This window comes from Grylomicrobium aquisgranense, from assembly GCF_033971865.1.
In the GTDB taxonomy this organism is placed as follows: Bacteria; Bacillota_I; Bacilli_A; order Erysipelotrichales; family Erysipelotrichaceae; genus Bulleidia; species Bulleidia massiliensis.
Genome location: NZ_JALBUR010000006.1, coordinates 60705 through 82171, shown reverse-complemented (window position 1 = coordinate 82171; position 21467 = coordinate 60705). Strand labels below are relative to the sequence as shown.

23 protein-coding genes and 1 riboswitch are annotated in these 21467 nt (G+C 47.5%); of the genes, 21 read left to right on the top strand and 2 right to left on the bottom strand.

The window, feature by feature from the left end; translation table 11 throughout:
• The gene (locus tag MOZ60_RS03995) at positions 1-1368 is read left to right on the top strand and encodes a DEAD/DEAH box helicase (RefSeq protein ID WP_370595732.1); all 1368 of its coding nucleotides are present in this window, start codon (positions 1-3) and stop codon (positions 1366-1368) included.
• Positions 1365-2246 carry a deoxyribonuclease IV gene (locus MOZ60_RS03990; protein WP_370595731.1) on the top strand — a complete coding sequence of 294 codons (882 nt, stop codon included), beginning with the start codon at positions 1365-1367 and terminating at the stop codon, positions 2244-2246. The genes MOZ60_RS03995 and MOZ60_RS03990 overlap by 4 nt, the downstream gene beginning before the upstream one ends.
• A gap of 90 nt (positions 2247-2336) precedes the next feature.
• Here MOZ60_RS03990 and ispG read toward each other — a convergent pair whose 3' ends face one another.
• A complete protein-coding gene (ispG, locus tag MOZ60_RS03985; protein ID WP_370595730.1) occupies positions 2337-3413 on the bottom strand; it encodes a flavodoxin-dependent (E)-4-hydroxy-3-methylbut-2-enyl-diphosphate synthase in 1077 nt (358 codons plus the stop codon).
• A 92-nt stretch (positions 3414-3505) separates the two neighbouring features.
• Here ispG and rpmG point away from each other — a divergent pair, with 92 nt between their 5' ends.
• The 15 genes from rpmG (at position 3506) to MOZ60_RS03910 (ending at position 13945) form a co-directional block, all read left to right on the top strand.
• Complete coding sequence (gene rpmG / locus MOZ60_RS03980; protein ID WP_277008356.1) at positions 3506-3658, top strand: 50S ribosomal protein L33; 153 nt, start codon at positions 3506-3508, stop codon at positions 3656-3658.
• 37 nt (positions 3659-3695) lie between these two features.
• Positions 3696-4307 (top strand): MBL fold metallo-hydrolase, encoded by a 612-nt coding sequence (locus MOZ60_RS03975; RefSeq protein WP_370595729.1) that lies wholly within the window; start codon positions 3696-3698, stop codon positions 4305-4307.
• Between the two features lie 96 nt (positions 4308-4403).
• Positions 4404-5384, top strand: coding sequence for an ATPase, T2SS/T4P/T4SS family (locus MOZ60_RS03970; protein WP_370595728.1), 981 nt, complete (start codon positions 4404-4406; stop codon positions 5382-5384).
• Positions 5347-6354: a type II secretion system F family protein gene (locus MOZ60_RS03965; protein WP_370595727.1), complete on the top strand. Its 1008-nt coding sequence runs from the start codon at positions 5347-5349 to the stop codon at positions 6352-6354. Before MOZ60_RS03970 ends, MOZ60_RS03965 begins: the two co-directional genes overlap by 38 nt.
• An 11-nt stretch (positions 6355-6365) precedes the next feature.
• On the top strand, positions 6366-6674 hold the full coding sequence (comGC, locus tag MOZ60_RS03960) for a competence type IV pilus major pilin ComGC (protein ID WP_108776132.1): 309 nt from the start codon (positions 6366-6368) through the stop codon (positions 6672-6674).
• On the top strand, positions 6649-6978 hold the full coding sequence (locus tag MOZ60_RS03955) for a pilus assembly FimT family protein (RefSeq protein ID WP_370595726.1): 330 nt from the start codon (positions 6649-6651) through the stop codon (positions 6976-6978). Before comGC ends, MOZ60_RS03955 begins: the two co-directional genes overlap by 26 nt.
• Entirely contained in the window at positions 6965-7180 is a 216-nt protein-coding gene (locus MOZ60_RS03950) for a hypothetical protein (RefSeq protein ID WP_108776134.1), read from the top strand. The genes MOZ60_RS03955 and MOZ60_RS03950 overlap by 14 nt, the downstream gene beginning before the upstream one ends.
• Positions 7156-7551 (top strand): hypothetical protein, encoded by a 396-nt coding sequence (locus MOZ60_RS03945; protein WP_277008178.1) that lies wholly within the window; start codon positions 7156-7158, stop codon positions 7549-7551. Before MOZ60_RS03950 ends, MOZ60_RS03945 begins: the two co-directional genes overlap by 25 nt.
• Positions 7490-7894 carry a hypothetical protein gene (locus MOZ60_RS03940; RefSeq protein ID WP_370595725.1) on the top strand — a complete coding sequence of 135 codons (405 nt, stop codon included), beginning with the start codon at positions 7490-7492 and terminating at the stop codon, positions 7892-7894. The genes MOZ60_RS03945 and MOZ60_RS03940 overlap by 62 nt, the downstream gene beginning before the upstream one ends.
• 150 nt (positions 7895-8044) lie before the next feature.
• The gene (locus MOZ60_RS03935) at positions 8045-8983 is read left to right on the top strand and encodes a hypothetical protein (RefSeq protein WP_370595724.1); all 939 of its coding nucleotides are present in this window, start codon (positions 8045-8047) and stop codon (positions 8981-8983) included.
• A 44-nt stretch (positions 8984-9027) separates the two neighbouring features.
• Positions 9028-9151, top strand: a riboswitch (FMN riboswitch).
• A gap of 70 nt (positions 9152-9221) precedes the next feature.
• Positions 9222-9854 (top strand): ECF transporter S component, encoded by a 633-nt coding sequence (locus MOZ60_RS03930; protein WP_370595723.1) that lies wholly within the window; start codon positions 9222-9224, stop codon positions 9852-9854.
• Positions 9855-9997: 143 nt separating this feature from the next.
• On the top strand, positions 9998-10960 hold the full coding sequence (locus tag MOZ60_RS03925; RefSeq protein WP_370595722.1) for a hypothetical protein: 963 nt from the start codon (positions 9998-10000) through the stop codon (positions 10958-10960).
• A 2-nt stretch (positions 10961-10962) separates the two neighbouring features.
• Positions 10963-11643, top strand: a complete 681-nt coding sequence (cmk, locus tag MOZ60_RS03920) for a (d)CMP kinase (RefSeq protein ID WP_370595721.1) — start codon at positions 10963-10965, stop codon at positions 11641-11643.
• On the top strand, positions 11640-12950 hold the full coding sequence (gene der / locus MOZ60_RS03915; protein ID WP_370595720.1) for a ribosome biogenesis GTPase Der: 1311 nt from the start codon (positions 11640-11642) through the stop codon (positions 12948-12950). Before cmk ends, der begins: the two co-directional genes overlap by 4 nt.
• Entirely contained in the window at positions 12947-13945 is a 999-nt protein-coding gene (locus tag MOZ60_RS03910; RefSeq protein WP_370595719.1) for an NAD(P)H-dependent glycerol-3-phosphate dehydrogenase, read from the top strand. Before der ends, MOZ60_RS03910 begins: the two co-directional genes overlap by 4 nt.
• A gap of 84 nt (positions 13946-14029) precedes the next feature.
• On the opposite strand, the gene MOZ60_RS03905 is transcribed toward MOZ60_RS03910, so the two are convergent.
• Positions 14030-16606 carry a transglycosylase domain-containing protein gene (locus MOZ60_RS03905; RefSeq protein ID WP_370595718.1) on the bottom strand — a complete coding sequence of 859 codons (2577 nt, stop codon included), beginning with the start codon at positions 16604-16606 and terminating at the stop codon, positions 14030-14032.
• Between the two features lie 663 nt (positions 16607-17269).
• On the opposite strand from MOZ60_RS03905, the gene MOZ60_RS03900 reads away from it, so the two are divergent.
• The 4 genes from MOZ60_RS03900 (at position 17270) to MOZ60_RS03885 (ending at position 21463) form a co-directional block, all read left to right on the top strand.
• Positions 17270-18652, top strand: a complete 1383-nt coding sequence (locus MOZ60_RS03900) for an extracellular solute-binding protein (protein ID WP_370595717.1) — start codon at positions 17270-17272, stop codon at positions 18650-18652.
• Between the two features lie 2 nt (positions 18653-18654).
• Positions 18655-20259 carry a helix-turn-helix transcriptional regulator gene (locus MOZ60_RS03895; RefSeq protein ID WP_370595716.1) on the top strand — a complete coding sequence of 535 codons (1605 nt, stop codon included), beginning with the start codon at positions 18655-18657 and terminating at the stop codon, positions 20257-20259.
• Between the two features lie 281 nt (positions 20260-20540).
• A complete protein-coding gene (locus MOZ60_RS03890; RefSeq protein WP_370595715.1) occupies positions 20541-20774 on the top strand; it encodes a hypothetical protein in 234 nt (77 codons plus the stop codon).
• A gap of 230 nt (positions 20775-21004) precedes the next feature.
• Complete coding sequence (locus tag MOZ60_RS03885) at positions 21005-21463, top strand: hypothetical protein (RefSeq protein WP_370595714.1); 459 nt, start codon at positions 21005-21007, stop codon at positions 21461-21463.
• Positions 21464-21467 lie beyond the last annotated feature (4 nt).

Genomic DNA, 21467 nt, shown 5'->3' with positions numbered 1-21467 from the left:
ATGAAAAAATTTGAGGAATATAACCTGAAGGAAAAAACAAAAGAATTTATCCGGCGCAATGGCTTTACAGAGCCAACGCCGATCCAGGCGGAAGTCATCGGCAATATGCTGCGGGGAAAGGATGTCATTGGTCTGTCCAAGACCGGCACCGGCAAGACCCACGCCTATCTGATTCCGCTGATGGAAATGGTCGATCCATCGATTGACCATCCCCAGGCAGTGATCACTGCGCCAACCCGTGAACTTGCGGCACAGATTTTTGAGAAGGCAAAGGTCATGAGTGAAGTTGATCCGTCTCTGCGCATCAAGCTGCTGATCGGCGGCCGTGAACGCTCCAAGGATGAAGCCATGCTGGCAAAAGAACAGCCGCATATCGTGATTGGAACACCGGGCCGTATACGTGATCTGTTTCTCAATGGCGGCAGTCTGCGTCTGGACCAGGCAGGCATTCTGATTGTGGATGAAGCTGATATGACACTGGAGTATGGCTTCCTGGATGATGTGGATGCCTTTGCCGGCAGGATGGGAGAACATCTGCAGATGCTGGCATTTTCGGCAACGATGCCGGATCAGCTCAAACCGTTTATCCGTAAATATATGCACCATCCGCTGACGATCGAGATCGGTGATCATGTGCGCTACAACCCGAACGTCAAACACGTCCTGGTGCCATGCTATCATCATACCTATGCAGAGACAATTCTGAACATGCTGCCGGGCTTTCAGCCATATGTATGCCTGATTTTCTGCAATACAAGGCAGGAAGCCGCCCAGATTGCGGAGAGTCTGCGGGATGCGGGTGTAGATGTTGGCGAACTGCATGGCGATATGACCAGCCGCAAGCGCAAACAGGCCATGAAGAGCCTGGAACTTGGCATGCACAAGTATGTTGTTTGCACGGATCTTGCGGCCAGAGGCATTGATATCGACATGGTCAGCCATGTCATTTCCTGTGGTCTGCCGCAGGATCTGGAATACTATGTGCACCGGGCCGGCAGAACCGGCAGAGCCGGTAGCAGCGGCACATGCTATACGCTGTATCATGAAAGTGATGATGCCGCAATCCGGTCTTTGATGAAGATGGGCATTCACTTTGATCATATGCGCTGGCATAAGGACAGCTGGCAGCAGCTGCATCCATATGGGCAGCGCCGCATGAAGCCAGATGATGAGCTGGAAAAGAAGATTGCCATGATCTATACCCGCAAGAGCCAGAAGGTTAAGCCTGGCTATAAGAAGAAGCGGGCAAAGAAGATTGAGATGATTCACCGCCATCAGAAGAGAGATTTGATCCGGGCAAAGATCCGTGAGGAAAAGAAGGCAATGTATAAAGAACGGCAGATTGCCAAAAACAAGGAGAAAGCATGATTCTTGGATGCCATGTGCAGATGAAGGCACCGCTGTATCTGGAAGGCAGTGTCAAAGAAGGACTGAGTTATGGCAGTGATGCCATGATGGTCTATACCGGTGCGCCGCAGAATACGGTACGCAAAGATATTGATACGCTTCATATTTCCCAGGCACAGGAACTGATGAAAGAACATCATCTGCCTATGGAGAGGCTGATCGTTCATGCGCCGTATATCATCAATCCAGCCAACAGTGTCAAGCCGGAAGTGGCAGAACTTGCCAGGCAGTTTCTGCAGCTGGAACTGGAACGCACCGCGGCAATCGGGGCAAAGTATCTTGTTCTGCATCCGGGGTCTTATACAACTACGGATCTGGAAACAGGCATTGCAACAATTGTCCAGCAGCTCAATGCGATTGAATATGATCCGTACGATGTGATTGTCTGTCTTGAAACAATGGCAGGCAAGGGCAGTGAAGTTGGATTCCGGTTTGAGCAGCTGGCAGAAATCCTGTCAAAACTGCGCCATCCCGAACATTTCGGTATCTGTCTGGATACCTGCCACATATGGGATGCAGGCTATGATGTAAACCACTTTGATGATGTTCTGGACATCTTTGATCATGTGATTGGTCTTGAAAGACTGCATGTGATTCATCTCAATGATTCCAAGAATGTGCAGGGTGCAAGAAAAGACCGCCATGCCAATATCGGTATGGGAGAAATTGGGTTTGAAGCTTTGCACAACGTGGCTGAAAACAAAAGAACGGAACACATAGCCAAGATTCTGGAAACACCCTACATTGACAAGAAACCTCCATATAAGCAGGAAATTGCCATGCTGCGAAGCGGAAAGTTTGAACCGATTGCATCCCAGCAGGCAGATTCTGCGAAGTAATGGATCATTTTATCAAAACATTTATCGTAATATCTATACAGAAAAGGTGCCAGTCACTGGCACCTTTTCGAATACTTCGGCTGTTATGGATTATGATTGCTTTTTTTGTTTCTTCTCGGCAATGAAACGCTGAATTTCTTCAATCAGTGCTTCTTTGATCTTATCCTGTGGAACCGTTCTGATGATTTCACCATTGCGGAACAGGATGCCTGAGTTATAGGAACCGGCAATGCCGATATCCGCACGGCCGGCTTCCTGAATGCCATTGACCGGGCAGCCCATGATCGCAACGGTGATGTCTTCATGGATGGTGCCAAGATAGTCTTCCATCTCTTTCACCAGTGGCAGCATATCGTACTGGATTCGGCCACAGGTAGGGCAGGAAATCAGGTCTGGTACATTCTTGATCAGGCCAAAGCATTTGAGCAGCTGTTTGCCAATGATCAACTCATCCTTCGGCGGTGCTGAAACAGATACACGGATGGTGTCGCCAATGCCTTCATGCAGCAGGGTACCCAGGGCGGCAGAAGATTTCACTGCACTTTCTGTAAAACCGCCGGCTTCGGTCACGCCAAGATGCAAAGGATATGGATAATGCTTTGCGGCAAGCTCATAGGCAGCAATGGTCAGTTCGACATTGCTCGATTTAAAGGACAGGCAGATGTCATGGAAATCCATGTCTTCCAGAATTTTGACATGGCGGTCAGCAGAGGCAATCATTGCCTCGGCAGACAGGCCATATTTCTCCAGAAACTGTTTTTCCAGAGAACCGCCATTGATGCCAATGCGGATCGGCACATGCTTTTCCTTGCATTTTCTGACTACAGCTTCTGTATGCTCACGGGAGCCGATATTGCCAGGATTGATGCGGATTGCATCGACACCGCCATCCAGGGCAGCCAGAGCTAGCAGGTAGTTGAAATGAATATCTGCGACCAGCGGAATGTGAATGCCTTTCTTGATTGCCGGAATTGCCTTTGCATCGTCTTCATCCAATACGGCGATCCGGATGATTTCACAGCCGTGCTCTTCCAGTTCATTGATCTGGGCGATTGTTGCGTCAATATCCTTGGCCGGCACATTGGTCATGGACTGCAGGATGCAGCGGTTCTGACCACCAACCTGGACATTGCCAACCATGATTTTTCTTGTTTCAGTTCTCTTCATAGCTTCCTCCATCTCCCATTATTGCATAAATTGTTGGAAAAGAATGATGATTCTGGTATAATACCAACGCAAATAGACATCAGGAGGTAACCATGGCAAGAGAGAATATTACTTTCAAGTGCTCAGTCTGTGGGGAAGAGAATTATATCGGAACCAGAAACAAGCGTAAGCATACAGAAAAAATGGAAATCAAAAAATACTGCCCGCGCTGCAACAAGATGACTCTGCACAAGGAGAAGAAATAAGATAACCTGGTATCAGGTTATTTTTATTAGGTAATGTATGAAGATTACAACACTTCCAATCGGACTGTATGGTGAAAACAGTTATGTGCTGCATGATCATGGCCATGTGCTTTTGACTGATCCCGGAGCCTATGCCAGACGCATTCAGGCCGAAATCGGGGATGATGAAGTGACAGATGGCATTGTGCTGACACATGGCCATGAAGACCATACGGGTGCTGTCGACGACCTTGTGGATATTTACCACTGTCCGGTATTCATGGATCAAAGAGATCTTGCTCTGGTAGATCCTGCTTCCAGGGCAGGATATTGTTCACCCGTGTATAGTAAGATTCTGCCAATGCAGAAAGAAATGGATGTTGGAACATTCCATCTGATTATTTATCATACGCCGGGCCACACAGAGGGCAGCTGCTGTATCCAGTACCGCAATGTCCTGTTCAGTGGTGATACGCTGTTTGCCGGCAGCTGCGGGCGCACCGATCTTTTTGGCGGCAGTCAGGAGGAAATGTCCGCTTCTCTGCGCTTTCTGAAACAGCTGCCAAGAGATCTGAAAGTCTATCCCGGTCATGGACCTGCTACGACCATTGGCCAGGAAGCAGATACCAATCCGTTTATGGCGGGTGATTGCCTGCGGGAATACTTCTGAGTTTTCAGGCATCAGTTCATTGAACTGATGTTTTTTTTATTTTCTTCAGGGAAATGTGGTTTTGCAGGGGCATAGAGAGATGAAGGAGGAAGAGACATGGAAGACAGACTGCAGGACCTGCTGAGAATTGCACTGGCTTATCAGGTAACAGATATACATTTTTCTTTGCTGAGCCAGAAGGGGGAAGTAGCGATCGAGATGCGTGTGCATGGCACCATGGAACAACTGAAGCCGCAGGATGATGATCTGCGCCTGTTTCATTATCTGATGTATCGTGCCAACCTTGATCTGTCCCGGGTTTCTGTACCGCAGACGGGCTCCTTTGAGGAAGAAGTGGATGGGACCGTACTGTCACTGCGCTTTGCACTTGTGACAAGTTACAGGCTGACCAGCGGTGTATTGCGCATCCTGAATCATTCTTCCAGATTGCAGATTGATGATCTGACCCGGGACAGACAGGCACAGGGCTTTCTGCATGACATTCTTCAACACCGCACCGGATTGTTTGTTTTATCAGGACCTACCGGATCTGGTAAGACAACCTCGCTCTATACCCTGCTGAACAGTGTTTCCGGAAGAAAAATCTATACCCTGGAAGATCCCGTGGAAGTGATTAATCCTGCGTATGTACAGCTGCAGATCAATGACAGGCAGCACATGTCCTATGCCGAAGGCATCAAGCAGCTGATGCGCCATGATCCCGACATTATCATGATTGGCGAAATCAGAGATTCTGAGGCAGCAGTGATGGCAGTGCGCTGTGCCTTGACGGGTCATCTGGTACTGACCTCACTGCATGCTTCAAGCTGCACTTCGGCAATACTGCGGTTATTGGATCTTGGCGTCAAAGATTACCAGCTGAAGGACGTGCTTGGCGGCATATCCAACCAGCGGCTGTACCCATGCAGCCAGGGTATGACCGGCATTTATGAAATTATGGACAGAAAGGAGGTGGACTACTGGTTTGCCAACAAAGAAACAAGTGAAGACTTCATCCCGTTGTCTGCCAAAGCATCCTTTGCGGCCGCAAACGGCATTATTGAAAAAATGGCTGCGGCGGCGGATTTCACTTTCTGAGCAGGATATCAAGGCTGCTGCCGTTCTGATGGACAGCGGCTTTTCCCTGGAAGAAACAATGCATATTCTGCAGACACCTGCCAACAAATCATGTTTTGATGCCATCCGTGCTCACCTGGACAATGGCGAGCTGGCTGAGACGTTTCTCGGGCAGTATATGCCATCCAGCTATCAAAGCTTCCTACGTGATTTCCTGGCATATCTTCCTTTTCTGGACAGTCTGCAGCTTGCCATTGCCATCACTGCCCAGGAGAAGGAACATCTTGCCATCATTGAAAAAGGACTGCTGTATCCATGCATGTTAATGTCAGGAATGGCAGGCGGCATCTTCCTGTTTGAAAGAACTGTGCTGCCCACCATGCTCAATATGGTAACAGCTGTCAATGTTTCATCCGGCAATGTGGCTGTGCTGGCATCACTGATGGCATGGTTTGCAAGAGGCCTGTTTGCGGCGGTTCTTGTTTTCACAGCCATCCTGTGGCTGTGCACCAGACAAACAAATATCGTCAAAGCATATCGTTTTGCAGCCCTGCACTTTCCCAACAATCTTCCTGTGCAGCTGGCATCGACGCAGTTTACCCGTTTCTTTCAGGAATGTGTGCGCAGACAGATCAGTACCAGGCAGTCACTTCAGATTCTTTCACGAATGAATCAGCGGCCTTTGATTGCATTTCTTGCCAGTGAGCTGGACCATTCTTTCCAGAAGGGAGAATCACTGAGCCGGGCCGTCGTGTCTCCGTATCTTGAAAGCGCACTGGCCGCCTTTTTCCAGACAGCAGTTTATGCTGAAGATACTGCCGGCATCCTGACCGGCTATCTGCAGATGAGTCTGATGCGCACCAGGCATCAGATTGACCATTTCACCCATGGCGTTCAGGCAGTCTGTTACCTGGCAGTAGGACTTGTCATCATCTTTGCGTACCGTATATTGCTAATGCCGATGGCAATGATGCAGCAGATCGGCATCTGAAAGGAAAGACTATGAAAAAGAACAACCACAAAGGATTCACACTTCTGGAAATGACAGTTGTCATTGTCATCATTTCCGTTTTATTTCTGCTGACTGTTCCCAATATCAAAACAACTCTTGGCATTGTCAATGACAAGGGCTGCCGGGCAATTGAAAAGGTGGCAGATGCCGCCATACTGGAATACAAAATGAAATTTGACCAGTACCCGGGAAGCGTATCTGATCTTGTTTCTGCCGGCCTATTAAGCGAAAATCAGACAACATGCGATCATAACGAAAAGAGCCTGACGATCTATGATGGTACCGCGCACATTGAATAAACATGGCTTTACACTGCTTGAAATGATGATTGTGATTCTGTGTCTTGGCGTGTTTGCCAGTATGAGTCTGCCCGTTCTTTCTGAACAGGAAATGATCCAGCGCTTTCTGTGGCCAGGCGGCTATCTGCAGATGCAGGCAAGGGCAATGGCTCTGGCAGAGAATCAGGAATATGTTGATTCATTTGGAAAACTTCCCGTGATTTACTTCAATGAAAAAGGCAATGTCAAAAGGGCACAGACTGTATATCCGGGTGGAAAGAAGATCATCATTGAGCTGGGAGGCGGCCGTCTTGTTACACCGTAATGGCTTTCTGCTAAGTGAGGCGCTGATTGCCGTTCTGATTACTGCAATGCTTTGTCTTGTTGTGTATGGTGCCGCTGCACTGCACACAGCAGGCAGTCAGGATATTAAGCAGAAACGGCAGCAGATGGCCGAGCACTTCGAGGATGCCCTGGGACAGATGAAAGGATGTGAAGAAACGTGTCAAGCCACGGCTTCGCCTTAGGGGATGCATTGCTGACGATCCTGATCAGTGTGATGCTGCTGCCTGCGGTGACGGCATGTCTTTGGATACTGCCTCAGCTGACCGCATTTGATGAAAGTATCCAGGATGAGATTGCCCTGCAGCAGCTGCGAAGAATTCTGATGCTTTCCTATGATCTGGAATGCCGCAATGATACATTGTATTTTCAATACCAGGGAAGAGACTGTCAGCTTGTGCTGCGCAATAACCGCATGATCCTGCAGCCTGGCACCCAGATCTTTCTCAATGACATTGATGCACTCTCATTTGGCATGGAACAGGAGGTGATCTATGTATACTACCAGCGCGGAAATGAAACATATCAGGCTGCGGCTGCATACAGTGCACGGTAATGTCTCGGTGTATTTTCTGAGTGTTTTTCTGCTTGCCGTCACGGTTTGCGCTGCTTTTGCTGCCATGATGCAGCAGCGCTTTGCGTCCATTCTTTTCCTGGAAAAAGCACAAAAATACCAGATTGCGGAAATGCAGGTCATCCAGGCACTGAAATGTGCCCTGTGTACAGATACAGTATCCATTTCTTCTTCTGAAAATACGATTTTTGACATGGAACTGGCATCTGGAACTGCCTATGCCACAATTTCCTGGCCGGTGCGTGAGGCAATGACAATTGTGTATGATGAACAGACGGGAAGGGTGTTTGATTTTCATGCAGAACGGATGGATGCAGACAGTTGATTAAGATCCTGGTTTGCAGTTGACAGGCTATGCCAATCAAATAAAATTAAGATGATTCACACGTCAGGCTGTTTTCCTGGCACACTTTTGATTGACATGAAAATACAAAATGTGCTGATATGGCACATTTTTGATACAAAGGAGACTATCGTGAAACCATCTCTTCGCTACTATCACAAAAGAACCGCTCTGCCTTCCGACCGTTTTCACCATGCCCCGGCTGCCCGCCATATCCCATACCATTCCAAAACCAGAAATACGGTTTCGGTGCTTGTCAAAGATACACTGCATGTAAGTGAACAGGCACCAGAGGTAAAAACGATGCAGGCAGATTCCTCCGTCAAGCATGAGAATTTCGATATTCTGACGGAACATGCAAAGCCTGAAAAGAAAGAAAAGCCTTCTTTCAAAGAGAAAATGGCAGCCCGCCATGCACGGGTGGAACAGGCCCGCGATGCAGAGGTCAGTGCCATTGTCAGACGGCATCATTATTCTTTCTCGGAACTGCTGCTGCATCCATATGCTTGTATGGAGAATGAAGCCTATGAGGAGATTCCTTCGCCATTTCTGGCAAGCCTTGGCAGAATGATCATCAAATGGCTGATTGCGTCCGCATTCCTTGCCATTGGTTTCAAGAAGATCGTGGATACACAGAATTTCAGCTATCTGCGCCTGAACTTTACACATACAGCCGAGATTGCTTTCAGGCTACTGGTGATCTTTGTACTGGCAGAAAGCATCGGTTATCTGATCAATGTCTTTGTCTCTATCTTCCGCCATGAAAAGATTACGGTAACCCGGATCTTTGCCATTGGTACAATGGGCTGGCTTTCTGAATCAGCCGCGTTCCTTGTGGCGGGGCTGATTTCTTTGAAGAGTCCGGAAGTCGGCATCATCATCATGATCGGCGTTGTTCTGTACGGCGTTTTCCTGAAAAATCATGTCATTGCCGAAAGCACCAGTGCAAGGGTAGAGACACAGTCCATTGTAACAACAGTCTGTATGATGATTGCTCTGTATATGATTTACAAGTGGTTTGGTGCTGCTGAGCATTCTTTGATTGAACTGCTGCTGGAAATCTATGCATGAGGAAAATTTGTTGCATTCTCTTTGCATTCCGTTATAATTTGGTTGATAAAACTCAGGGCAGGGTGAAATTCCTGACCGGCGGTAAACCCCGCGACTTCCTGCTGAGGCAGGAACCGAATCGGTGAAATTCCGATGGCGACAGTAAAGTCTGGATGAAAGAGTGAACATCTTTTATAGGTATACCCGGAGGTTTTTATCTGAAAGACCCCCTTTTTTAGTGGGGCAGAGGAGGAAAACCATGTCAGTATCAAAAACAAGTATCAGTGAAAAAGCATCCGCACGGTCCGTTCTGACCACTAAGAACATTGCCAAGATCGCCATTCTTAGCGCGATTGCAACTGTTCTTATGCTGTTTGAATTCCCGCTGCCATTTGCACCATCATTCTACAAGTTTGATTTTTCTGAGATTGCAGTCCTGCTGGGCGCATTTGCCATGGGACCGGTCGCCGGTGCATTGATTGAAGCTGTTAAAATTGTGCTGAATCTGCTGTTCAACGGTACCATCACAATGGGTGTTGGTGAACTTGCCAACTTTCTGATCGGCAGTGCACTCTGCATACCTGCAGCGATCATCTACAAGCGCCATAAGACAAAGAAGAATGCCATCATCGGCATGGCTGTTGGTACCGTATGCATGGCTGTGGCCGGTGCTGTACTAAACTATTTTGTACTGATTCCGGCTTATGTGACACTGGCAAATTTCCCGCTGGATGCCATCCTGCAGATGGGTGCTGCCGTCAATCCTGCAATTAACAGCCTTGGCACATTGATCATCTTCAGTGTTGTGCCATTCAACCTGTTTAAGGGTGCTGTGATCAGTGTGATCACAGGCGTGCTCTATAAGCACGTTTCACCACTGCTGCACCGCTGATAAGCCATCACGTACAGACACTGCGGTCTTATGAAAAGACCGCTTTTTTGTTGGAAAGATCGGTATATATGATCGGATCCCTGCACAATGACAGCAGGGGTCTATGCTATAATGGTTAGCGGTGTAATTTGTGGAGAAAGTATATGGCAAAATTATCACGGACAGAAAAATATAAAGATCTGCGGGAAAGTTTGCAGAATGATGTTGGACAGGAGATCGAGACGAGGGATCTTCATCGTTTTCAGGATCGTCTGAACCAGATTGACAGCAATAATTTTGCCCCGCCGTCGGATGTGCCGGATACAGCCAATGATCATGATCCGATTCATGTCAGAAGGACTGCCTACCAGAGTCCGCGAGTGGACGATCAGCGCGCACAGGTGCAGACGAATGACAGTGACAGCCTGCATTTTGAGCATGATGATTCTCAGGATGAACCGGCTTTTGCCAATGACTATCTGGACCGCTATATCAATGAAGTCAAACAGTACAACATTGCCCAGGGCAATGCGGTATCTGAAAATACGGAAGTTAATATTCTTGACCGTCTGAAGAAGGAACAGCCTGCACCAGCTGTGGACCGTCCTTTTCAGGGTCGTGAAACTTCCCGCAATGCCAGAAGAACAACGCAGGTGCCGTTCATCAATCAGAATGTGACACCGAATGCCTACCGGGAGGAAGATGAAGCACCCAGTGCGCCGGACAACGCCCGTGATATTGCCTCGACAGTCAGGGGACTGGTGGATGATGATACACCGTCAAAGAAACAGAAGGTACTCCAGAAGGCACCATCCTATCAGCAGCAGGAACAGGTGAGTAATGAAGAAGTGCCGGATCTTGATCAGGATGGGCATCATGTCATGAGCACGGGTGAATTCAACCGCCGTATGGAACTGGAGCGGACAACCCGCCAGCAGCTGCTGAATGAAACAACCCAGATGCGTGCACAGCTGGATGATTATGAAGACAACCTGTCTGAAGTTTCTGACAAGATGCGCCATACCAACCAGATTCTCAATATTGTGCTGGTTGTATTGATCATTGCTTTGATCATTGTGCTGCTGATTGTCATTTATTGGATTTTTCTGAGCAGGAAAGGAGCGTAAACATGGAGAAAATCAATATCGCCATCGATGGCCCGAGTGCTGCCGGCAAGAGTACCATTGCCAATACACTTGCCGCAAAACTGCATTATGTCCATCTCGATACCGGAGCAATGTACCGCTGCACTGCCTGCAAAGCCCTGCAGCAGCACCTCAATCTGGATGATGAAAATCAGATTGCCGATATGCTTGCCCATACAGAGATTGTTCTGACACCGGAAGGAAAGGTTTTTCTGGATGGTAAGGATGTGAGTGAAGAAATCCGCCATGAGGATATTTCCCTTGCTGCCAGCCGCGTTTCCAAGCTGAAGAGAGTCCGTCAGGATCTGGTCAAACGCCAGCAGGTCATGGCAGCTGCCAAGGGGTTCATCATGGATGGCAGAGATATCGGTACCGTGGTCCTGCCTGATGCCGAAGTCAAGGTGTTCCTGACAGCCAGTCCGATGGCAAGAGCACGCCGGCGCTATCTGCAGGACAAAGAAAAGGGACTGCAGGTAGAAAGCGTTGAGCAGATTGCGGCTGAGATCGCGGAACGCGACAAGCAGGATACAACTCGCAAAGAATCACCGCTTGTCAAAGCAGCAGATGCTGTGGAAATTGATACTTCTGATCTGTCCTTTGATGAGAGTGCTGATGCTGTATACCGTCTTGTAGAAGCATACTTTGCAAAGGAGAAACAGGCATGAGCGGCGTGATCGCAATTGTCGGAAGACCAAATGTCGGTAAGTCGACGATCTTCAACCGGATTGCCGGCAACAGGGTATCCATTGTAGAAGATGTTCCGGGTGTTACCAGAGACAGGATTTATGCCACAGGTGACTGGACCGGCCATCATTTCCAGCTGATTGATACCGGCGGAATCCAGATGGAAGACCAGCCGTATCAGACAGAAATCCGTGCACAGGTACAGATTGCTATTGAAGAAGCAGATGTCATTATCATGGTTACTGATGGCAAACATGGCATCACGGATGATGACCGCTACATTGCCGGTATCCTGCAGCGCAGCCACAAACCGATTGTACTGGCTGTCAACCAGATTGATGATGAGTCACGGCTGCTCAATATCTATGAATTCTATGAGCTGGGCCTGGGTGACCCGATTGCTGTATCCGGTGTTCATGGCATTGGCATCGGCGATCTGCTGGATGCCTGCATGGCCAAGATGCCGACCGAAAAGGAAAAGGAAGATCTTCCCGGCATCCGTATTGCGGTCATCGGCCAGCCAAATGTCGGCAAATCATCTCTCGTCAACCGTCTGCTCCACCAGGAACGCTCCATTGTTTCCAATGTGCAGGGAACAACCCGCGATGCCGTTGATACACCATTTGTCTTTGACGGCAGACCGTATGTCATCGTTGATACTGCAGGTATCCGCAAGCGCGGCAAAGTATGGGAGTCCGTTGAGAAGTACAGTGTCATGCGGGCGATGAAAGCTATTGAGAACTGTGATGTTGCCCTGTTTCTGATCGATGGAGAAGCTGGTATCCGTGAGCAGGACAAACATGTGGCTGGCTATGCAAGCGAAGCCGGCAAGCCGGTCATTATCGTCGTCAACAAGTGGGATGCCGTCGAGAAAGATGACAAGTCCATGAATGCATTCACAGAAAAAGTACGCAAAGAATTTGTGTATCTCGCGTATGCACCAATCATTTTTGTCTCTGCAAAAACCGGCCAGCGTACAAACCAGATTATCCCGATTGTTGATCATGTTTATGAAAACGCCAACCGCCGTATTGCTACCAATGTTCTCAACCAGGTCATTGCTGATACGCAGGTAACCAATCCTGCCCCGGCCCGCAACGGCAAGCGTTTCCGTATCTACTATGCCACCCAGGTGGCGGCTGCACCGCCAACCTTTGTGCTCAGCTGCAACGATCCGAAACTTATGCACTTCACATACCAGAGATTCCTGGAGAATGCGCTGCGGCATGCCTTTGATCTGGAAGGAACGCCGATCAGAATCATCGCCAGAAAGAAGGTCAGTGAATGAAAGCGGCTGTACTTGGTACTGGCAGCTGGGGAACCGCTCTGGCTCAGGTACTGGCTGACAATGGAAATGAAACAGTGCTGTGGGGCAGAAATCAGCAGGAAACAGATGACATTAATCTCAATCATCATAACATGAAGGCGTTTCCGGATCCTTTGAATCCGAGTCTGACAGCCAGTACGGATATGCATTGCATACAGGATGCAGATCTGCTGTTAGCAGCTGTGCCAACAAGTGCCATTGAAACCGTGCTGAACCAGGCAATTGCCTGTCTGGATCATCCAGTGATCGTAATCAATGTGGCCAAGGGTTTCCATCCGGTTACGCATGAGCGCATGAGCGTCTTCATCCGCCGCATCATGCCTGCACAGTATGTCAAAGCCATCGTATCATTGATCGGACCAAGCCATGCCGAAGAAGTGATTCAGCGCAAGCTGACAGCCATCAATGCCGTCAGTGAAGACGAAGGAGCGGCCAGAATCATCCAGCAGTTGTTTTCCAATGATTATTTCCGTGTATACCGCAATACAGATGTCATTGGCACGGAAATCGGTGCTGCCTTAAAGAACATCATGGCCATTGCGTCTGGTATTCTGGAAGGTATTGGACAGGGAGACAATGCCAGGGCTGCCCTGATGACAAGAGGACTGGCTGAGATGGAGCGCTATGGCGTTGCCTTCGGTGCGCATCCTGAGACTTTCCTTGGTCTGGATGGGGTAGGGGATCTGATTGTCACATGCACATCCAGACTTTCCCGCAATTTCATGGCTGGTTATCAGATCGGCATTGAAAATAGTGCTGATCACTTCATGAAGACCAATACCAAGACTGTGGAAGGCCTGTCAGCGTGCCGTATTGTCTATGAAGAGGCAAAAGAAAGACACATCGATATGCCGATTACCACAGCGGTCTACCATGTCCTGTATGAAAATGGTATTCCTGATCAGGAAATCACAGCATTGATGCATCGGGATCTCAAATCCGAAGAGCAAAGATAATCAAGTCAGCAAGTGGAAGATGAAATATCTTCCATTTTTATTTCCAAACAAAAAAGCAGATTTCTCTGCTTCTTTTGCATCAGATCACTGACCACCGCCAGAGGTATTGCTGCCCTGACCGGTATCATCATTGTTTCCACCGCTTGTTTCACCGCCGGAAGTGGTACTGTCACCTGTATTTCCACCGGTATTATCACCGCCGGAATTATCCGTACTGTTACCACTGTTATTGTTATTACTGTTATTGTCGGTAGTATTGCCGGCATTGCCACTATCCGTCGTATTGCCGTTATTGGCATTGGCATTGTTATTGGTCTGATTTGTTGTCTGATTGTTATTGGTCGTCTGCGAATTGTTCGTTTCTGTCTTTTCCTCAGTCTCAGCAGAAGGGGTGGCAGTTGCTTCTGCTGTTGCCGTACTGGTGGATCCCTTGATATATCCCTTGGCAGTGATACGGTAGGAATCACTCATACTGTCAACCTGCGGGGTATTGGCAAGACCGGTATTGGAAACAGTAGAGGTAACAGTAGTGCCGCTGGTCTTGCCGACATTGACATGCGGCCATGTACCCTTTACGTAAGATACTTCAGTCAGATCATCCGGTTTCTGTACAGCTGAGGTGGCATCATCGGTAATCGAAGCTTCCAGATCAATCAGCTGGCTGTTGATGTTGCCTGGAATATTCAGAGCCAGTTTCCACTGGGCAAGGTAAGTATTTTCACCAGCCACAGCCTGATCATAGCCCATCCATACCGCATTGGTGTATTTGCCATTGGAGGCAATCATCCATTCATCCTTGGCAACACCGCTTGGAATACCATACTGTGCACCAGAAGAATCCCAGTCGGTTGTGCCGGTCTTTGCATATACCGGCCAGCTGCGCTTGAGGATTGACATATACGTACCATACTTGGTCTGGGTGACGTCGTTTGCCAGCAGCTGGGTTACAAGATAGGCACTGCCGCTCGACAATACACGCTGATTCTGTCCTTCCGGATAATACGTATCATTGTTGGTCATTACAATACGAGTGATCGTATGCGGCTTGTTATAGACACCCAGATTCATCAGCATCGCATGGGCACCGCACATCTGTTCCACTGTTGCCGTAAAGTCGTTGGCACCAATGGCAATAGACAGATGATAATTGTCTGTTGTCATACTGTCATAGCCAATTGCCTGCATATAGGAGATGACCTGTTCCTTGCCGATCTTGTCAGTGACAAGGCCAAGGGTCATGATCGCAGGAATGTTGCGGGAATCCGCCAGGGCATCCTTGATCGAAATAACACCAAGATATCTGCCGTCATAGTCGGAGATAATCCGGTTTTCATTCGGATAGGAGTACCGTATATCAATAACCTGTTCATCCAGTGAGAATCCCAGATACTCAAAGGCCAGGGCATATGGGATGACCGGTTTCGCCGTGGAACCAGGCTGCTTGTACATATCTGTTGCACGGTTGAGCAGGCGGGAACCGCCGCTTGCCGTATAATTGCGGCCGCCGCCAATACCCACAATCTCACCAGATGTATGATCGATCGTCATGATTGCCGTCTGCATCAGATCATCCGCATACGTTATAGAGTTGCCTGCTTCAATATCAATGATCTTGTCCTGAATATCCGGATTCATGGCAGTATAGATATCCATGCCCTTGGATACCGGATCATAGCCTGTCATTTGCACGGCTTCTTCCAGGGCAACATCGATGTATTCCTGATACTTCGTGTTGGATTCCTTGATATCGGCATATTCACCGACAAGTTCATCTTCAACCTTGATCGAGGTGGCAAGCTTGTATTCTTCTTCGGTGATATAGCCATGGTACAGCATCATGTACAGCACCTGGTCACGCCGCTGTGTTGCATAATCCAGATGGGCATACGGATTGTAATAGTTCGGCAGGTTGACAATGCCGGCCAGCATAGCGGACTCGGAAAGGTTAAGCTCCCAGACATCCTTGCCGAAATAATAGCGTGCAGCCATCTCACAGCCGCGGATGTTATTGCCAAAGTTCAGACGGTTGACATACAGCTCAAAAATTGTTTTCTTATCAAGCTTCTGTTCAAGCTGCAGTGACAGCATGATCTGCTGGATCTTGTACTTGATGCCTTTGCCGGCTGAATAGCTTGTGCTGGCATCGCCGTTATCTACGGAGAAGTAGCTGTTCTTCACCAGCTGCATGGTAAAGGTGGAACCACCCTGACCAGTCAGATCACCAGAAAGCACATTGTGAATGGCACTGGAAGTAAAACGCGGGATATCGAAGCCATTGTGCTCAAAGAAGCGGGAGTCTTCAATAGAAAGGAACGCATCCACCAGTGATTCCGGCATTTTATCATAGCTGACATTTTCACGGAAATAGGTGCCAAGTTCAATGAGCAGGTTGCCATTGGCATCATAGACACGGCTGCTTTCATCACCGACAAAGTCATTGATATCCAGAGTTGGCATATCGCGGGTCATATACTGCACAACAGCAGCACCCGTGACGCCGATCGCTACGTAGATGGCAAGAATCACACAGAATACAGCGGTCCATACCCGCATCCGCTTCTGCCGCCGCATATATTTCCGCTTGCTGGCAGAACGCTGTGTATTTGCCATGCCATCCGGTTCGGCTGCCATGTTTCTCTTCTTCCTGTTTCTTGTCAACATACTCAATAACCTCTTCTTTTGACCGCTCTATTCTAACATGTTTCTCAGTGCAATGAAAAATTGCAGAGACTTACAAAGGAATTATATTCGTGCGAAGACAAAACGCAGCCTTGCTTATGATGCATGCATCATAATGCTTCAGAAAGTGGATGATTTTTTCTCAGTATCATCAGCAATAAGTACAATTAGGCTCACCGCATCCAAAGAAACAGCTATTGCCAGCTGAAGAACATTCTTTAAAGTACTCTCAGTTTTCTTATGATCCGAAATCATCATCGCATCATCACTTTTTCCATTTGTCCATATATTATGTCTGCCAGGTGTTCCCACTGTGCAATATGTCTTTCATTGCAAAAAATATTTCCCGCAATTCCGTTTTCAAGACATATATGAAGGATGCATAGAAATCTTAATCATAAGAAAGCCCGTATTTTTACGGGGGACAAATTTCCATGGTTTTGATACAAATAAGATGTAAATAGCAATGCTCTTCTGACATGATTGATAGTTCAGGCGGTTTATTGAATTTGATCGATTGGATGAGATGCCAGTGATGATTGCTTTGAAAGACATTTTGCATGAAGGGGGTAAGCGTCCAGGCAACATGGCATTTTGAGATTCGTGAAAATCCTCTGTGATCAATACATTGAAAGGGGAAAAACAATGAAAAGAAACCAACCCTGGTTGTATATCACGATAATAGTTTTGCTGGCGGGCGTCGTCACACTGACAGGATGCGGAACAGTCATCACAAAAGCAGATCCCGTTACCCTGACACTCTGGCATGTCTATGGTGAGCAGACCGACTCTCCCCTGAATGATCTGGTTGATGAATTTAATGAAACGGTCGGGGCTGAGAAAGGCATCAAAATAGAAGTGACAATGGTCTCGAATACCAATAGCGTTCATGAAGCAGTACTGCGCGCAGCCAAAGGGGAACCAGGCAGTGGCAATCTTCCCGATTTGTTTGTTTCCTATCCCAAGACAGTCCTGGCAATGGATAACCCGGAAACTCTGATCGATTTCAAGGATTATTTTCATGATGATGAACTTTCTGCCTATATCCCGTCATTCCTTGAGGAAGGTGAGATTGATCATCGTCTTGTTGTCTTTCCAACGGCCAAATCAACGGAAATCATGTTTATTAATAAAACTCTGTTTGATCGTTTTGCTGAAGATACAGGGGCAATGATTGATCAGCTCAATACATGGGAAGGATTGTTTGCTTTATCAAAAAATTATTATCAGTGGACAGATGCACAGACGCCGGATATACCGCATGATGGCAAAGCATTTTTCGTCCATGACTATCATTTCAACTATTTTCAGACAGGTGTGAAGTCTCTTGGAAAGGATTTCTTTGTAAATGACAGTGTGTATTTCGGTGATGCCTTTTCAAAAGTCTGGGAACCATATGCGGATGCGGCTGTGCAGGGCGGGGTATGGCTGCAGGATGGATATGCGACAGAACCTCTTCGCACCGCTGATGCGATTGTCAGCGTGGCATCATCTGCCAGCGTTCTTTACTATGAGAACATTGTGACATATGCGGATAATCGATCAGAGCCAATTGAAATCATTGCCAGACCGGTTCCGTACTTTACGGATGGCCAGAAACTGGTGATCCAGAGAGGAGCAGGGATCTGTGCCGTGAAGTCAACTCCGGAGAAAGAAAAGAAGGCTGTTGCTTTTGTGAAGTGGCTTACAAATCCACAGATCAATAACCGCTTTGTGACAAGCCTTGGCTACATGCCGGTAACAACCGAAGCGTTTGATCTTCTGCCGGATTACATTGGCAACCTGAAAGATGATAAATACAGAAGCCTGTATGAGGCGTATCTGCAGACCCAGAAAGAATACACATTCTATACAGCTCCGCAGATGACAAACTATCTGGAGCTGGAACAGTCCTTTGAAAAGAATGTGCGCAGTAAGCTGCGGATGGCGAATACTTCCTGGAAAAATGGCGAAAGAGATGTAAAGGCATTGAAGAGTCAGGCAATGATGAATCTTGAGGTCTCACTGCCTCAGCAGGAAAGCGGGTGATCATGATGACAGATATATGGAAAGAAACAGGGAGATTTCTGCATGTCATCCAGACACATCAGGTAACGATGCACAGAAAGCTGATGAAATATCTGATCTTTTTCATCCTTTCAGCGCTGGGTGTATTTCTGGTGCTGTCAAGTGCAATCGGTGCTCATCTGCAGGCAGATCCGCAGATTGCGCAGGCATTGGAAAACCAGGTCACCTTGACAGCCAATCAGGTCTCTGCAGAAATTGAAGCATATACAGGGTATGGCCTGCAGCTTTCCCGTGAGTTGAAACGGGATATTGAAGGGTATCTGGAAGCAGAAGGCATGTCAGTATCAGATCTGAATGATCATCCCGAACAATTGATCAATATTCAGAAGCTGATGTATACAGAACTCAGCACAATGATCAAGCTTGGCCGCAGCAGCGGTGTTTTTGCCTTGGTTAATGCAACAGTGAATACCAGCCTTCCTGATGCTGATCTGTCCCGATGCGGCGTCTATCTGCGCCTTGCCAATATCGGCAGCGGTGTTACTCTGAATCCGGAAATTACCTTATTTCGCGGCAATATGATACTGGCAAGAGAAAACAATCTTGGTCTGCATAGTCGATGGAATATGGAACTGTGCACAGAAGGGATCCCCGGGTATCAGGATCTGGTTAATGGCGTGTCGAAATCTGAATATTACTGGATCAGCCGCATGGATCTGAGAAATACTTGGGATGATGTGATCCTTCTGCTTGTGCCGATCTACAGTGATGCAGGTGAATTTCTTGGCTCCTGTGGCATTGAACTGAATGCGGCACATTTTCGGCAGTATCCTGCAATTGAGAGTTCTTTCGGAACTATGGTGAGCGTGTTTAGTCCTTATCAGAACAATATCCTGAGGCTGGATCAAGGCATGACGGGAAACACAGAAGGCACCTGGCTCGATAACGAAGAAAGTCTGTCAGTTGTGCGGAAAAATGCCAATTACTATACATATCGAACAGCAGAGGATGAATATTACGGTCTGCAGAAGAGTCTGGAGATTCCCGGTTATGATGGCCAGCAGTGGGTTTTGGCAGTCCTGATTCCACGTCACAGTTGTGATCAGTATATTTATAAGCACAATATCTGGATTATCAGTGTTCTCAGTGCTTCACTCATGATTCTGATCATCATCGCCTGGCAGCTTTCCAATAAATTTGTAAGGCCGATTGTACAGAGTTTCCAGGAGATCCAGAAAGGCCGGCATCCAGACGAAAACAAATACAAATTTACAGAGTTGGAAGAGCTGTGCAGCTATCTTGCCAGCAAAGAAAATGGCGGTGAAGCTGGCGAGCTTCCCAGGGATATGGAGGAACTTCTGAAGCATTTTGCGGATCACGTGAAAACACTGACACACGCCGAATACAATATCTTTCAGTATTACATGAACGGCTACAAAGTTTCCCAAATTCCTGCCGCTGCCTGCATCAGTATGAGCACAGTAAAAAAACACAATGGAAATATTTACCGGAAACTGGGTATTTCTTCTTATGAAGAACTGATGATGTATCTGGATCTTTTTCGCAGATGCGGCTGCATTGATCAATTGCAGCGTCATGGCGGTGAAGACCCTCGGGATACAGGTTGAGGATTCCACTTTTCAGCATCAGGACATCTGACTGTCTTTTGCCGCTGTAATGAATTCTGTGCTTTCCTTAAGGAAGAACAATCTAGACCATATGGTAATTGACGGCAGGCCAAGTCTGCTATTTTGTGATCAGCTGATGAGCAGACCGGGGACTATAGATCCTTTTATTTTCTTTGTACATGATGAAGCTGTAACGACAGCAGGCCACACGGGTACTAGTGGCTTGCTGATGGACGAATTCACAAACAAAACTGGCATCCTGGGTGACAGGAATGACGGATATGAGGATAGAAAACCAGGCGGCGGTCTATAACAACGAGGACCTGTTTCATTCTTTCATGCGCAGCCAGTATGAGATGCCTGCAATGGCCTTTGGGTTTACATGTACATGGGAAAACTGGGATGCGATCCAGAAGTATGAGTATTATTTCCTCATTGCCCGTGAAATTGAGAGATGTCTCATGACGCCTGCTGCAAACGATGCAGGTAGTCAATCATCATTGTTAAAACAGTAAGATCATTGCCATATCAGTGCAAAAAGCATCATTCCCTCTTCCTGAAGACTGCCCGGTTTCCACCAAAGCCGGGTATTTTTTTACTTTACAATAATGATGCATGCTTGTGTATTCAATACTTCTGCCAACCGCAATTTATCAGCAATGGTAAACCCGGTCTACCATGCGTTTCCTGAGGGTGGACCTGGTTTACTTTTTTCTTTTTCCTGCTCAGGAGTAGACCTGGGACCATGGATTCATTGCTGATGAGCTGTCATGATGAAGTCGCAGAAAAGCAGTCGGCAGAATCAAAAAACATTTCAGGAAAGGAGGATGGTCCGACCATGCAGAGGTTGTTAAATGATATTCTGACAGATTGTTCAACAAATGATCAATTTCAGTTCTCGGTAACTTGTCAGGAATGCGGAAGAGAGTGGAAGAGCAAGCCAATTGCTTTTTCAAAGGCTGGTATTCCTCCCGCTGCAGAAGGAAAAAAAGTAATCTATGCAGCACTTTATCAGCGCGAAAAAGAAGCTGTATATCAGCAGGCAGAAAAGGATGCCGAGACACACTTCAGCAGATGTCCGATCTGTCACAGATGGGTATGTGATGACTGCTTCATGGTTTGTGCAGATCTGGATATGTGCAGGCGGTGTGCAAAGAAGTTGAATGAAGAAGGCAGTATCGTCGGCATTAAAAATGAGAGTTGAATAT